Source organism: Phyllobacterium myrsinacearum, assembly GCF_002980555.1.
Classification (GTDB): Bacteria; Pseudomonadota; Alphaproteobacteria; order Rhizobiales; family Rhizobiaceae; genus Phyllobacterium; species Phyllobacterium myrsinacearum.
The window spans coordinates 675,248-689,643 of record NZ_PVBT01000002.1; the positions used below are offsets into that span (position 1 = coordinate 675,248).

Sequence of the window (14,396 nt, forward strand, 5' to 3'; positions counted from 1 at the left end):
GTCAATCGGTGGCATCGGAATCGCGCAGAAGCGCTTCCAGTGTTTCCAGCCTGTCCGCCTCGATCGGCGGCTTGTCCCAGCGCAGGCGGGCGATGCGGGGAAAGCGCATGGCAACGCCTGACTTGTGCCGCTTTGACCGGTTCAATCCTTCAAACGCCACCTCCAGAACGAGGCCATGGGCTGGTTCCGCCCGTACCGAGCGTACCGGCCCGAAGCGTTCGGTGGTGTTGTTGCGCACATAGGCATCGAGCTGTTTCAGCTCTTCATCGGTAAAGCCGAAATAGGCCTTTCCCACCGGTACCAGATGCGGATCGTCTTCCGGGCCGGTCCAGACGGCAAATGTATAATCCGAATAGAAGCTCGACCGCTTGCCGTGCCCGCGCTGCGCATAGACCAGAACCGCGTCGATGGTAAAGGGATCGCGCTTCCATTTGAACCAAGGCCCTTTTGGGCGTCCCGGCACATAGGTTGAATCCCACCGCTTCAGCATCAATCCCTCAATGACGGGATGGGGCGGGTCCCTGCGCAACGCGGCAAGGTCTTCGAACGTGGTGTAGGCAACAAGCGGCGACAGATCGAAACGGGATGGATCGAGCGCCGCCGCAAAGCGCTCCAGCCTTTGCCTCCTCTCAGCAAAAGACAAAGTCCGGATGTCTTCATCTCCGTCAATCAGGAGATCATACAGCCGCACGAATGCCGGATGGCTTTCCATCTGCCTGGCCGAGACGGCTTTCCGGTTAAGCCGCTGCTGCAGGTCGCCGAAGGCGCCGATTTCGACGCTTTCGTCGGTGCTGCGGGCAACGAGCAGTTCACCGTCCAGCGTTCCCGCGAAATTCATGGCATCGGCAATGTCGGGAAAGGCGTGGGAGATATCATCACCCGTCCGCGAATAGATGCGCCGCTGACCGGTTTCAGCCGTCAATTGCACGCGGATGCCGTCCCACTTCCACTCCGCAGCATAATCTTCCGCGACAATCTTCGTGTAATCCGGCTCCTCCAGTGGTGTCGAAAGCATGACCGGCCGAAACGGCGCCGCGGCGAGGCTCGCGGGCTTTTCCGCCTTGCCTTCCAGCCAGGCGAACAGGGATTGATAGGGCGGCTTCAGCCCATGCCAGAGCTCTTCGATCTCACTCACGTCGACACTGCCGAAATCCGCAAGTGCCTGTTTGGCCAGCCGTGCCGAAACGCCGATGCGCAGGCCGCCGGTCACCAGTTTCAGCAGGGCATAGCGCGCCGATGCATCCAGCTGGTCGAGCCATTTCTCCACGAGTTTGATGGCATCGCTGCGCGAGGCGCGCGCGAGCGAGGCAACCACGTCGCCAAGGGTGGGAATGGCGTTGGCGCGCGATGGCTCCCTGGCTGACCAGACCAGGGAAATCGTTTCAGCGAGATCGCCGACATAGTCATAAGAATAGGCAAAAAGCTGCTCGTCCATGCGCTCGGCGACGAGCGCGCGCAGCATGGCCGGTTTGACATTGGCGATGTCGAGATCCCGCGTGATGGCGGCAAGAGCCAGGCCGCGGTCCGGGTCCGGCGTTTGCCTGAAATAGTCGACGAGCAGCCTGATCTTACCGTTGCGCTGCGGTGTGAGCACCAGCCTGTCGAGAAGGGCGGCGAATTCGCGCATCAGTCCCCCTCGTCTTCATAGCCGACAAGATGCAGCGGCCGTGCGGCAAAGCCATTGAGATCGCACCATCGGACGAGCGCCTCCTCGCGGCCGTGGGTCACCCAGATCTGCGATGGCGCCAGTTCCCTGATCGTACCGGTCAGTTCGTCCCAGTCGCAATGATCGGACAGGATGATCGGCAGTTCCACCCCCTGCTGGCGCGCGCGCTGGCGGATACGCATCCAGCCCGAGGCAAAGCACGAGACAGGATCGGGAAAGCGACGGGCCCAGCGGTCCTGAAACGAGGAAGGCGGCCCGACGACGACACTGCCGGCAAAATCCTGCGGTGTACCGGTTTCCAGTGTCGCCGGGGACAAGGGTCCAAGATCGATGCCCTGCGACTGGTAATATTCGCACAGCTTTGTCAGGGCACCATGGATATAGATCGTCCTGTCATAGCCTGCATCGCGCAGCATGCGGATGACCCGCTGCGCCTTGCCGAGCGCATAGGCGCCGACAAGGTGCGAGCGCTCGGGAAATTGCGCGATGGATTTCACCAGCTTGGCGATTTCGTCCCTGGCATCGGGATGCCGGAACACCGGCAGGGCAAAGGTCGCTTCGGTTATGAACACGTCGCACGGCACCGGTTCGAACCCGATGCAGGTGGGATCCGCCGCCCGCTTGTAGTCACCCGAGCAGACGATGCGCATGCCATCCTTTTCGACCGCGATCTGTGCTGACCCCAGAACGTGACCGGCCGGATGAAAGCTGACCTTTACGCCATTGATCTCGCTGACAGTTCCAAGCTCTGCCGCCTGGGTCGTTCCGGCAAAATTGTCGCCATAGCGTATCCCCATGATGTCGAGTGTCTGGCGTGTCGCCATGACATGCCGGTGGCCGGGCCGTGCATGGTCGGCATGGCCATGGGTGATCAGCGCCCGCTCCACGGGACTGACCGGATCGATATGGAAATCTCCCGCCGGGGAATAGAGACCCGTTGGCGTTGATCGCAAAAGCTCTTCCGGACGGGTCAGCATTCCTTTTCCACCTTTCTGCACCAACGAAGATAGGCAGCATTTGGCTCCACGCAAATGCTGAAAACCGCGAAAGAAAACTTGGCGCTTTCCTTGCGCGCCATTACATTCGCTCCTGTGAGCACCAAGACAAAGCCCCTTTTTATCGAAGGCAGTTCTCTCCTGCCAAAACCTTTCCTGGACTGGTTTCAGGCCAAGGGATGGTCGCCGCGCGCGCATCAGCTGGAATTGCTGGAGGAGGCGCAGGCCGGCCGTTCGACCCTGCTCATCGCACCGACGGGCGCAGGCAAGACGTTGGCGGGTTTCCTGCCGGCGCTGGTTGATCTGGCGACACGCGGCAAGAGCAACAATGCCAGCCGTGGCATTCACACGCTCTACATCTCGCCGCTCAAGGCGCTGGCCGTCGATATCGAGCGCAATCTGGCCCGGCCCATCGAGGAGATCGGCCTTGATATCACCATCGAAACCCGCACCGGCGATACCCCCGCCTATAAGCGGCAGCGACAGAAGCTTGTTCCGCCGGATATCCTCCTGACCACGCCGGAGCAGCTTGCCCTTTTGATTGCCAATAAGGATGCCGGGCGGTTCTTCGCGGATTTGCGTTACGTCATCTTTGACGAACTGCATTCGCTGGTAACCTCCAAACGCGGGCACCTCCTGTCACTGGGACTGGCACGGCTGCGCAAATTGCAGCCCGGTGTGCAGACCATCGGGCTTTCCGCAACCGTTGCCGACCCGGACGCGCTGCGGCGCTGGCTGTTGCCGCAATTGGAAGGCAGGCCCATGGCCAGCCTTGTCAAGGTCGAAGGCGGTGCGAAACCCCATATCACCATTCTTGAAACATCCGACCGCATTCCGTGGGCCGGCCATTCAGCCGTTTATGCGCTGCCGGGCATTTACGAGGCGATCAAACGCCACCAGACCACGCTCATTTTCGTCAATACCCGCAGCCAGGCGGAGCGCCTGTTCCACGATCTGTGGATGGCCAATGACGATAATCTGCCAATCGCGCTGCATCACGGCTCGCTCGATGTCAGCAAGCGGCGCAAGGTCGAGCAGGCCATGGCCAGCAATGCGCTGCGTGCAGTCGTCGCCACCTCGACGCTTGATCTGGGCATCGACTGGGGGGATGTCGATCTCGTCATCCATGTGGGCGCGCCGAAGGGGGCGAGCCGGCTGGCGCAGCGCATCGGCCGTTCCAACCACCGGATGGACGAACCCTCGCGCGCCATCCTGGTTCCGGCCAACCGGTTCGAGGTGATGGAATGCCAGGCGGCGCTCGATGCCAATTATCTCGGTGCCCAGGATACGCCGCCGCTCGGCGAGGGTTCGCTGGATGTGCTGGCCCAGCATATTCTCGGCATGGCCTGCGCTGAACCGTTTCATGCGGATGCGCTTTTTGAGGAGATAACCACGGCCCTGCCCTATGCGGGCTTGCCGCGTGAAACGTTTCACCGGATTGTCGATTTCGTCGCCACCGGCGGTTATGCCCTGAAAAGCTATGAACGCTTCGCCAAAATCCGCCAGACCGCCGATGGGACATGGCGTGTAACGCACCCGCGCATTGCCCAGCAATACCGGCTGAATGTCGGCACCATTATCGAGGCGCCCAGTCTGAATGTGCGGCTCACCCGCCAGCGCGGCAAGGGTGGCAATGCGCGCGGCGGCCCGGTGCTCGGCAAGGTGGAAGAGTCGTTTCTCGAAGCCCTGTCGCCGGGCGATACGTTCTTCTTCTCCGGGCGGGTGCTGCGTTTTGAAGGCATTCGCGAGAACGAATGCCTTGTTTCCAACGCCGAAGGTTTTGACGCCAAAATCCCCGCCTATGCCGGCGGAAAATTCCCGCTGACCACCTATCTCGCCGATCAGGTGCGCGCCATGCTGGCCGATCCGGATCGCTGGGGCGCCCTGCCCGATCAGGTCAGCGACTGGCTGAGAATCCAGAAGGAAAAATCCGTGCTGCCCGATCCCGGCAGCCTGCTGGTCGAGACCTTCCCGCGGGGTGAGCGCTATTACATGGTGATCTATCCCTTTGAGGGGCGGCTGGCGCACCAGACCCTCGGCATGCTGCTGACCCGGCGGATGGAGCGGGCCAAGGCCCGGCCTCTCGGCTTCGTCGCCACGGACTATGCACTGTCGATCTGGGGCCTGCGCGACATGGGCCGCATGTTTGGGAACGGCGAGCTGCCGCTTTCCGAATTTTTCGACGAGGACATGCTGGGCGATGATCTTGAGGCGTGGCTGTCGGAAAGCTGGATGCTGAAGCGCACGTTCCGCAATTGTGCCCTGATCTCCGGCCTTGTCGAGAAACGCCATCCGGGCCAGGAAAAAACCGGGCGGCAGGTGACCGTCTCGACCGATCTCATCTATGACGTCCTGCGCATGCATGAGCCCGATCACATTCTCATTCAGGCCACACGCGCCGATGCGGCCACCGGGCTCCTCGACATTCGCCGCCTTGCCGATATGCTGGCACGAATCAAGGGTCATATCATTCACAGGGATCTTGACCGGATATCGCCGCTCGCCGTTCCCGTGATGATGGAAATCGGCAAGGAGCGTGTTCCGGGAGAGGCTCATGAAACGCTGCTCGAAGAGATCGCCGACGAACTGACCCGCGAGATGATGGAACGGACATGAATCTGGCGGTTCATATGACACGGACAATGCTGCACGGCGCGGTCGAGACCGATATCGCCGGTCACACCGTCCTATGCGATCCATCCGGTGCGCTTTATCTGGAGGCCGATCGCATCCTGATCGTCTCGGATCTGCATTTCGAAAAAGGCTCGTCTTTCGCCCGGCGCGGCATGATGCTGCCGCCCTATGATACCGCGTCGACGTTGAAGGCGCTGGCGGCAAGCATCGCCCGCTATCACCCTGCCTGTGTCATCAGTCTCGGCGACAGTTTTCACGATGGTGACGCCGCTGCCCGGCTGCCCGCCATCTATGCAGAACAGCTGGCTAGCTTGATGCATGGCCGCGACTGGATCTGGATCACGGGCAATCACGATCCGGAGCATCCGGCCGATCTTCCCGGCCAAACCTATACCGAACTGGCTTTCGGCGCGCTGGTGTTCCGCCACGAACCGTCAAAAACCGCATCGCGGGGCGAAATCGCCGGGCATCTGCATCCGGCGGCCAAGGTGGTGCGGCGCGGCCAGTCCGTGCAGCGGCGCTGCTTCGTCACCGACCACACCCGCATGATCATGCCGGCCTTCGGCGCCTATACCGGCGGGCTCAATATCCTCGGCCGGGCCTTTCATGGCCTGTTCGACAGCAATAGCCTCAAGGCCTATATGCTGGGCCACGCCAGGGTTTACCCCATGCTGCGCAAGACGCTGTATCCTTGAGGCATCCGCTGGCTGCTCTTGCAGTTGGTAAGGAAATTCCTTACATATGAGCTGCAAAGGAGTGACCCATGATCACCAGCAAAATGACGAGCAAAGCTCAGACGACCATACCGCAGGCGGTACGTGTGGCGCTGAAATTGAATCCAGGCGATGAAATTGCCTATCGGATTGAAGAGGGGCGGGTCATTCTCATGCGAGTGGAAGCCAGTGCTCAAGGCGATGATCCCTTTGCAACATTCGTGGAGTGGGACAGCCCTGCGGACAGAAAAGCCTATGCAGACCTTTAAATCCGGCGATATCGTCCGCGTACCGTTTCCATACACGGACCGCAACACGCGCCAGCACCGGCCTGCGCTTGTCATCTCGGATGGCGCCATCGGTGAAGATGCCAACCTTCTTTGGGTGCTGATGATTACCAGTGCTGAAAACAAATCCTGGGTGGGAGATGTTTTCATCCCCCATCATGCGGAAAGTGGTCTTCCCGTTGCCTCCGTCATCCGGCCGCTTAAGATTGCGACCATAGAAGCGGCTCATGCGGACAAGCTGGGACAGGTTGCAATGGAAACACTGAATGATGTCAGGCGTGTGGTTGCCTCCATCCTGAGCAAATAGCAATTCTGTCAGTTCTGCATTCAAATCGGCAGCCTGCCATCTTCCTTCAATGTGTCCAGCACAATGGCGGTCTTGACGTTCTGCACGGACTCATGCGGCAGCAGCACGTCGTTGACGAAAGCCGAGAGCGCCCGCAGATCGGGTGTGACCACCTTGATGAAATAATCCATCTCCCCGGTCAGCGCATGGGCTTCCATCACTTCCGGCAGCTTGGAAATGAGATCGGAAAAGCGGCGGGCATTGTCCCTGTTATGGGTCGCAAGCGTGACCGAGATGATGTTGACGATGCCAAGCCCCAGCTTTTCGCGATCGATTTCCGCCCTGTAGCCGCGAATGAATCCCTCCTCCTCCAGCCGCGACCGGCGGCGCGAGCATTGCGAGGCGGACAGATTGATCCGCTCGGAAAGTTCATTGTTCGTGAGTCGCCCGTCCTCCTGCAGGGAAGACAGTATTTTGCGGTCAAACGCGTCAAGTTGCTCCATTCATGCTTTCCTTGATAATGATGTGCACGAAACATGCATATTATGCCTCTGGGGAGCGTTGAAATGCAAACACTTTGCATGGTGTTTGCGCGATAATGCGCAAAGCCAGAGGAGGATGCCATGGGCCCATTTCCGCACGACGCACCGGTCGCCACGATCAGCAAGGACAATCCTGCCGGAACGGATGGTTTTGAGTTTGTCGAGTTCTCGCATCCGGAGCCGGAAAAGCTGGAAGAACTCTTCACCCGGATGGGCTACATGCCCGTTGCGCGGCACCGCTCCAAGAATGTGACGCTTTGGCGTCAGGGCGACATCAACTACATCCTCAACGCCGAACCCAATTCCCATGCAACGAAATTTGTCGGCGAGCATGGTCCGTGTGCGCCGTCCATGGCCTGGCGCGTAGTCGATGCCAAGCATGCCTTCGAGCATGCGGTTGCCAAGGGCGCGACACCCTACACCGGCGATGACAAGACAATCGATGTTCCCGCCATCGTCGGTATCGGTGGGTCGATGCTGTATTTCATCGAAAAATATGGTGAGAAGGGCTCGGTCTACGACGACGAATTTGAGTGGTTGGGCGAACGCGACCCGAAGCCGGAAGGTGTCGGGTTCTATTATCTCGACCACCTCACCCATAATGTCTATCGCGGCAATATGGACAAGTGGTGGGCATTCTACCGGGAACTCTTCGGCTTCAAGCAGATTCACTTCTTCGACATTGCCGGCAAGCTGACGGGCCTGGTGTCGCGCGCCATCACCTCCCCTTGCGGAAAGATCCGCATTCCGCTGAATGAATCAACGGACAACAAGAGCCAGATCGAGGAATATCTGCGCAAGTACAAGGGCGAAGGCATCCAGCACATCGCCGTTGGGACGGAAGCCATTTACGACGCAACGGACAAACTCGCGGACAATGGCCTCAAATTCATGCCCGGCCCGCCCGAGACCTATTACGACATGTCGCATGAGCGCGTGCATGGTCATGACGAGCCGATCGAGCGGATGAAGAAGCACGGCATTCTCATCGATGGCGAAGGCGTGATCGACGGCGGCATGACAAAAATCCTGCTGCAGATTTTCTCCAAGACCGTTATCGGCCCGATCTTCTTCGAGTTCATCCAGCGCAAGGGCGATGAAGGCTTTGGTGAAGGCAATTTCCGCGCCCTGTTCGAGTCGATCGAAGAAGATCAGATCCGCCGCGGCGTGATCAAGGTCGCTGCCGCGGAATAAAATCAGCGCTTGCCGATGAGCGCGGCGGCCTTGCTGCGGATTTCGGCAAGCTCTGTTGCCGAAACCTTGCCCTTTTGCGATGCGCGGCGAACGCGCCAATCGAGGCTCTTGACCTGATCGGCAAGAACGGCGCCCGGCCGGTCACCTGCGATCAGCACTTCGAACGGATACCCCTTGATCTGTGTGGTCATGGGGCAGCAGAGCATCAGACCGGTCTTGCCATTATAACTGGCGGGGCTGAGTACAACGGCGGGACGATGGCCGGCCTGAGGATTGAAGTGCAGCCACACGATGTCACCGGCATCAGGTACATAGGCCGGCATCAGAAGGATTCCTTGCCGACAGCAGCGCCAAAGTCGGCCTCGGAGTGCATGTTTTCGGATGTGACGCCCTCGATCAGCTGATCCAGGTCATACTCGGTTTGGCGGACTGGCTCGATGATGATCAGGCCGTCTTCCTCACGCACATCAACCACCGTATCGAGTTGCAGCCGGGCCGCGGTCATGACAGCGGCCGGGATACGCACCGAAGCGCTGTTCCCCCATTTCTTCACGGTTACACGCATGATCAACTCCATGTATCATCATTGTTGATACAGTAGTTTGTGCAGTTCGATGTGTCAACAATGTCTATACGTCAGGCCTTGCCTTATCCGGATGGGCCGCTGCAAAAGCCTTGAGTTTTTCGCAGCGCCTGGAGATGGCATTCACCCGTTTCAGCCCTGCGATATCGGCCCCCCAGCGGTGTGCATTGTAAACCTGCGGAACCAGGCAGAAATCGGCCATGCCCGGCTTGTCGCCATGGCAGAACTTGCCGGTATCGGGAGAGTCGAGGAGCCGTTCGAAGGCCCCCAGTCCTTCTGCGATGAACTTCTGCATCCAGGTGTTGCGCGCTGCATCGCCATCTCCGGTGATATCCATGACATGCGCAACAACATTCATGTTGCAGACCGGGTGAATATCCATCGCGATGGCATAGGACAGCGCCCGCACACGCTGCCTGCCTGCAGGATCAGGAGGCAGAAATCCCGCATCCGGGTAAATCTCGTCGAGATATTCGATAATGGCCAGGGATTGAGTCATCATCCGGCCGTCCATGGCCAATGTCGGAACGAGGCCTTGCGGGTTGCGGCTCAGATTATCCGGCTGTTTGTGCTCGCCCTTCAGCAGATTGACGGGAACGGTGGCGTATTCCAGCTTGAGGCTTTGCAGCGCTATCCGCACCCGGTAGCTTGCCGACGAGCGCCAATAATCGAAGAGGATGAGCCCGCTCATCACGCAGTGTCCGTTTGATAACGCGTCACCTGCTGCTCGATCGCACCGAAGACGGAATGACCGTCCTTGTCTTTCATTTCAATGCGCACGGTATCGCCAAACTGCATGAATGCCGTCTTTGGGGCGCCGTGATTGATTGTTTCGATCATGCGGATTTCCGCAATGCAGGAATAACCCGCTCCTCCCTCCGCGACAGGTTTGCCCGGTCCGCCATCCAGTTTGTTGGAGACGGTGCCGGAGCCAATGATCGTTCCCGCCGACAGCGGGCGGGTTTTGGCGGCATGGGCGATGAGAACGGGGAAATCAAAGGTCATGTCGACGCCGGCATTGGCGCGGCCGAATGGCTTGCCGTTATAGTCGACACTCAGCGGCAGATGCACCTTGCCGCCGTCCCAGGCCTCGCCCAGTTCATCCGGCGTGACTGCAACCGGCGAGAAAGCCGAAGACGGTTTCGACTGGAAGAAACCGAAACCCTTGGCGAGTTCCGCCGGGATCAGACCGCGCAGGCTGACATCGTTGACCAGCATGACGAGACGGATGGCGCTGCGTGCCTGATCGGTTGTTGCGCCCATGGGCACATCGCCGACGACGACGGCCACTTCGCCTTCCATGTCGATGCCATAGGCTTCGTCCGCCATGACGATCGGCGCGCGGGGGCTGAGAAAACTGTCGGAGCCGCCCTGATACATCAGCGGATCGGTCCAGAAGCTCTCCGGCATCTCCGCTCCGCGGGCCTTGCGCACCAGTTCGACATGGTTGACGTAGGCCGATCCATCGGCCCACTGAAAGGCGCGCGGCAATGGCGACAACGCCTCATGTTCGTGAAAGCGCTCGGAGGGGACAGCTCCATGGTCGAGACTTTCGGCCAGCGCTTCCAGATGCGGGGCAATGCGCGCCCAGTTGTCGAGCGCGGATTGCAGGGTGGGCGTGAGAAACGACGCATCGGTGAAACGGGTCAAATCCCTGGACACGATGACGAGCTTGCCGTCCCGCGTTCCGTTGTTCAAAGATGCAAGCTTCATTCGGACCAGTCTCCTTCGGGTGTGCCGTTGAACCGCTTCTTCAGGTCCGTCCAGCAATCGGCATAATTGTCCTGCAGCGAGTCGAGTTCCGCTGCAAACCGGGTGAGATGCTGCGGGAAACGGGTTTCGAACATGAAGGCCAGGGTATTCTCCAGCTTGTGCGGTTTCAGTTCCACGGTCGATGCCTTGTTGAAGCCCATTGTATCCGGTCCGTGCGGCAGCATCATGTTGTGCAGGCTCATGCCGCCTGGAACAAAGCCCTCCTCCTTGGCGTCGTACTGACCATAAACCAATCCCATGAATTCCGACATGATGTTGCGATGGTACCAGGGCGGGCGGAAACTGTGCTCGGCCACGAGCCAGCGCGGCGGGAAGATGACGAAATCGACGTTGGCGGTGCCCTCCTCGCCCGATGGCGCGGTCAGTACCGTGAAGATCGACGGATCGGGATGGTCGAAGAGGATGGCGCCTACCGGCGAAAAGGTGCGCAGGTCGTACTTATACGGCGCGTAATTGCCATGCCATGCCACCACATCAAGCGGGGAATGGCCGAGATCCGTCCGATAGAACTTGCCGCACCATTTCACATGCAGGCGGCACGGGGTTTCCTTGTCCTCATAGGCGGCGACCGGCGTCTTGAAATCGCGCGGGTTGGCGAGGCAATTGGCGCCGATTGGTCCGCGATCCGGCAGCGCGAATTTCGCGCCATAATTTTCGCAGATATAGCCGCGGGCCTCACCGTCAAGCGTTGCAACCTTGAACACCATACCGCGCGGGATGATGCAGATTTCCGAGGGCTCGATCTCGATGATGCCCATCTCGGTGAATACCCGCAGACGGCCCTTTTCCGGCACCAGCAGCATTTCACCGTCGGCGTTGAAGAAATAGTCGTCCTCCATGTCGCGGTTGAACGCATAGACATGGGCGGCCATACCGGCCTGGCCGTGCACATCGCCGGCCGTGGTCATGGTGCGGATGCCGTCGATGAAATTCACCGGTTCCTTCGGCATGGGTGTCGGGTTCCAGCGCAGCTGACCGATGGGGAGCTGATGATCGTCGAGATTGGGCGCGGTCTTCCAATCCTTGCGCGACGCGGGCGTGAAACGTCCGGAATGTTTGACCGACGGCCGGATGCGGTAAAGCCAGGACCGTTCGTTGATCCCGCGCGGTGCGGTGAAGGGGGAGCCGGACAGTTGCTCCGCATAAAGCCCATAGGCGCAGCGCTGCGGCGAATTCTGACCCTGCGGCAGCGCGCCGGGAAGCGATTCTGTTTCGAAATCATTGCCGAAGCCCGGCATGTAGTGAAGGGTCATGATCAATCCTCCCGATCATTCGAACATACCGGCGGAGAACGCCGCCGATCTATTTAGTTGCATTTGTGACGATCTTTTTTGTAACTATCAACGGCAAAGGAGATCAAATGACCGGGAAACAGAGCGAGGCGGCAATGCCGCCGCTGGTGCTGGAGGATTTCATTCCCTACCGGCTGAACAAGGCGGCGGAGGCGATCAGTCAGCGCTTTGCCAGCCAATATCGCGATGAATATGGCCTGACGCGGCCGGAATGGCGCACGCTGGCAACGCTTGGCCAGTTCGGTGCGCTGTCGGCGACGGCCATCGGCGCGCATTCATCCATGCACAAGACGAAGGTCAGCCGGGCGGTGTTTTCACTGGAGCAGCGCCATTGGCTCAAGCGCAAGCGCGACGAAGCCGACCGGCGGACCGAACATCTGGAACTGACACCGGCCGGGCGCAAGGCGTATCAGCATCTGGCGACGATGGCGCATGGCTATGAGACGGAACTGTTTGCCCGGCTCGGCGAACGCGGCGCTGCAGAGCTGAAGGCGGGGTTGTCGGCGCTGGAAGCCTACTACCGGCAGGGCCGGTAGCGGCAGGTTGCGTGCTGGTCAGAACGGCATTTCGACCCGTGGCCAGATTTCGCGCGACAATTTCCGGTAGTCGGTTTTCTTCGGGTTGGACGGATAGGGCGCGCCGGCATCGATATAGATGATCTCTGCCGCGACCGGCTCGAAGCCTGCATGAAAATGGTTGGTCGACTTGACCAGCAGGATGTTCTTGGACGCGGGTTCGATGCCGAGATTGGAAAAAATGTCGGGCTCGAACGTCTGGGTCCGGTTTGTATTGAGGATGACCTCGATATCCGTGCCTTCAAGGCGGATGACCGCAGCCGGTCCGAGTGTGACCCGGCTCTTGCCGAAACTCTGCCAGCCTTCCTGCACGGCCCTCACGACGTCCACCCGGGCATCGATCGGTGCGCCGCCATCGGGACCTGCCTTGCCGCCGAAGCGCAGCTGGATTCGTGCGCCCTCACCGGCTGCGAGACAGAAGGTGACGGCAACCGGATCCCAGATCGTTGCCACGGCTACATTATCGATGCCGCGCTCGATGATGCGGCGCAGGATCAGCGTGCCGTCACCGGCAACGCCGCCGCCCGGATTATCCCAGACATCGGCGACAACCACCGGCTTTCCCGTCTTCTTTGCGGCGAGGGCGGCGGCCTTGTCGAGGCCTGTCTCGGTCCCCAGCATCGGCATGGCGGTGCGCCCGCGCATGCCAAAGATTTCCATGCCGAGGGATTCGGCCAGCGCCGCGCCGCGCGCTGCATCATTGTCGGTGACGACCATGACCTGCGTGCCGAGTTCCGGCACATCGCCCGCCATGAAACCGTGGATCAGCGAGATGGAGAGAATGTTGTTCTTGCCCTGCATGGAATGAATCCGGTCGACGAAGGAACGCATCGGTTCGCGGCTGGTCGGGAAAACCCCGATCATGCGGCAATCGAAGGTAGAGATGACCGGCTTGATTTCACCCCGCAGCGTGCGCAGCGCGAGATCGACGACGTGTTCGCCGCGCTCGTAAAAATCCGTATGCGGGAATTCAAGGAAGGCAGCGAGAATATTCGAATTTTCGACGCGTTTGCGTGTCAGATGGCTGTGCGGATCAAGCTCCGACGCAATGAGCACGTCAGGGCCGACAATCGCGCGGATGCGCTCGAGCAGATCGCCTTCGCAATCATCATAGCCCTGGGCGACCATCGCCCCGTGCAGGCCAAGAATGACGGCGTCGACAGGCATGGCCGCCTGCAGCTGGCCGAGAATTTCGTCGCGCAGTTCCTCGTAAGCCCGCTGCTGCAAAAGCCCGCCGGGTTCGGCCCAGGTCGCGGTGCCCTCGATGAGTTCAAAACCCTCTTCGCGCGCGCGGCGGCGCAGAACCACCATGGGGGCCGAGCACAGCGTCGGTGTTTCCGGATGTTCGCCGGGGGCCGCATAGAAGGCCATTTCAAAACTGGCACGGTCGGTTGGTACAGGCGAAAACGTATTGGTTTCCGTCGCAAGGGATGCGGTGAAGATGCGCATGAAAATGCCTGTTCTTTATATATCAGAGGGGCTTGTAGGCAATGGCTTCGATTTCGATCTTGATATCGATCATCAGACGCGATTCAATCGTTGTGCGTGCTGGCGGGTTCTGCGGAAAATAGGCCGCGTAGGTCTTGTTGAAGGCGGCGAACTCGCGCGCATCTTCGAGAATGACAAAGGTCTTCACCACATCGGACAGATCCGCGCCGGCCAGTGCCAACGCTGCCTTGATGTTCTCCATCACCTGCCTTGTCTGCGCCTCGATGCCGCCTGTGATGACCGTGCCATCGCCGCCGACCGGGACCTGGCCGGAAATGTAGATGAAATCTCCGGCGCGGACGGCCGGTGACAGCGGCACATGTGATGATCCGAAATGCTGTTTTGTCATGATGTTCAATTCCTGTGCT

Annotated in this window: 16 protein-coding genes; 6 read left to right on the plus strand and 10 right to left on the minus strand. The window is 59.9% G+C overall.

All coding sequences use genetic code 11. The features are described from left to right. Position 1: 1 nt before the first annotated feature. Together C5750_RS10005 and C5750_RS10010 are read right to left on the minus strand one after the other, a co-directional pair. Entirely contained in the window at positions 2 to 1,627 is a 1,626-nt protein-coding gene (locus tag C5750_RS10005; RefSeq protein WP_105733703.1) for a cisplatin damage response ATP-dependent DNA ligase, read from the minus strand. Then, positions 1,627 to 2,643: a ligase-associated DNA damage response exonuclease gene (locus C5750_RS10010; RefSeq protein ID WP_105733704.1), complete on the minus strand. Its 1,017-nt coding sequence runs from the start codon at positions 2,641 to 2,643 to the stop codon at positions 1,627 to 1,629. Before C5750_RS10010 ends, C5750_RS10005 begins: the two co-directional genes overlap by 1 nt. A gap of 54 nt (positions 2,644 to 2,697) precedes the next feature. Between C5750_RS10010 and C5750_RS10015 the strand changes: the two genes are divergently transcribed. From C5750_RS10015 to C5750_RS10030, 4 genes are all read left to right on the plus strand, one after another. Next, a complete protein-coding gene (locus C5750_RS10015; RefSeq protein ID WP_425350438.1) occupies positions 2,698 to 5,277 on the plus strand; it encodes a ligase-associated DNA damage response DEXH box helicase in 2,580 nt (859 codons plus the stop codon). 14 nt (positions 5,278 to 5,291) lie between these two features. Further along, the gene (gene pdeM, locus C5750_RS10020; RefSeq protein ID WP_245421062.1) at positions 5,292 to 5,990 is read left to right on the plus strand and encodes a ligase-associated DNA damage response endonuclease PdeM; all 699 of its coding nucleotides are present in this window, start codon (positions 5,292 to 5,294) and stop codon (positions 5,988 to 5,990) included. Positions 5,991 to 6,058: 68 nt separating this feature from the next. Next, the gene (locus tag C5750_RS10025; protein WP_105733706.1) at positions 6,059 to 6,277 is read left to right on the plus strand and encodes a type II toxin-antitoxin system PrlF family antitoxin; all 219 of its coding nucleotides are present in this window, start codon (positions 6,059 to 6,061) and stop codon (positions 6,275 to 6,277) included. Continuing rightward, positions 6,264 to 6,602, plus strand: coding sequence for a type II toxin-antitoxin system PemK/MazF family toxin (locus C5750_RS10030; protein ID WP_105733707.1), 339 nt, complete (start codon positions 6,264 to 6,266; stop codon positions 6,600 to 6,602). The genes C5750_RS10025 and C5750_RS10030 overlap by 14 nt, the downstream gene beginning before the upstream one ends. 20 nt (positions 6,603 to 6,622) lie before the next feature. On the opposite strand, the gene C5750_RS10035 is transcribed toward C5750_RS10030, so the two are convergent. Next, positions 6,623 to 7,084 (minus strand): Lrp/AsnC family transcriptional regulator, encoded by a 462-nt coding sequence (locus C5750_RS10035; protein ID WP_105733708.1) that lies wholly within the window; start codon positions 7,082 to 7,084, stop codon positions 6,623 to 6,625. A 120-nt stretch (positions 7,085 to 7,204) separates the two neighbouring features. On the opposite strand from C5750_RS10035, the gene hppD reads away from it, so the two are divergent. After that, complete coding sequence (gene hppD, locus C5750_RS10040) at positions 7,205 to 8,317, plus strand: 4-hydroxyphenylpyruvate dioxygenase (RefSeq protein ID WP_105733709.1); 1,113 nt, start codon at positions 7,205 to 7,207, stop codon at positions 8,315 to 8,317. Positions 8,318 to 8,319: 2 nt separating this feature from the next. Here the strand turns inward: hppD and mazF are convergent, their stop codons facing one another. From mazF to hmgA, 5 genes are all read right to left on the minus strand, one after another. Further along, a complete protein-coding gene (mazF, locus tag C5750_RS10045; protein WP_105733710.1) occupies positions 8,320 to 8,640 on the minus strand; it encodes an endoribonuclease MazF in 321 nt (106 codons plus the stop codon). Then, positions 8,640 to 8,882: an AbrB/MazE/SpoVT family DNA-binding domain-containing protein gene (locus tag C5750_RS10050; protein ID WP_199538007.1), complete on the minus strand. Its 243-nt coding sequence runs from the start codon at positions 8,880 to 8,882 to the stop codon at positions 8,640 to 8,642. Before C5750_RS10050 ends, mazF begins: the two co-directional genes overlap by 1 nt. 64 nt (positions 8,883 to 8,946) lie before the next feature. Then, positions 8,947 to 9,591, minus strand: coding sequence for a maleylacetoacetate isomerase (gene maiA / locus C5750_RS10055; protein ID WP_105733712.1), 645 nt, complete (start codon positions 9,589 to 9,591; stop codon positions 8,947 to 8,949). Continuing rightward, positions 9,591 to 10,613 (minus strand): fumarylacetoacetate hydrolase family protein, encoded by a 1,023-nt coding sequence (locus C5750_RS10060; protein ID WP_105733713.1) that lies wholly within the window; start codon positions 10,611 to 10,613, stop codon positions 9,591 to 9,593. Before C5750_RS10060 ends, maiA begins: the two co-directional genes overlap by 1 nt. Beyond that, entirely contained in the window at positions 10,610 to 11,926 is a 1,317-nt protein-coding gene (gene hmgA, locus C5750_RS10065) for a homogentisate 1,2-dioxygenase (protein ID WP_105733714.1), read from the minus strand. Before hmgA ends, C5750_RS10060 begins: the two co-directional genes overlap by 4 nt. A 107-nt stretch (positions 11,927 to 12,033) precedes the next feature. Between hmgA and C5750_RS10070 the strand changes: the two genes are divergently transcribed. Next, entirely contained in the window at positions 12,034 to 12,501 is a 468-nt protein-coding gene (locus C5750_RS10070; RefSeq protein WP_245421063.1) for a MarR family winged helix-turn-helix transcriptional regulator, read from the plus strand. A gap of 18 nt (positions 12,502 to 12,519) precedes the next feature. Here the strand turns inward: C5750_RS10070 and C5750_RS10075 are convergent, their stop codons facing one another. Then, on the minus strand, positions 12,520 to 13,989 hold the full coding sequence (locus tag C5750_RS10075; protein WP_105733715.1) for a M81 family metallopeptidase: 1,470 nt from the start codon (positions 13,987 to 13,989) through the stop codon (positions 12,520 to 12,522). Between the two features lie 22 nt (positions 13,990 to 14,011). Continuing rightward, the gene (locus C5750_RS10080) at positions 14,012 to 14,380 is read right to left on the minus strand and encodes a RidA family protein (RefSeq protein WP_199538013.1); all 369 of its coding nucleotides are present in this window, start codon (positions 14,378 to 14,380) and stop codon (positions 14,012 to 14,014) included. Positions 14,381 to 14,396 lie beyond the last annotated feature (16 nt).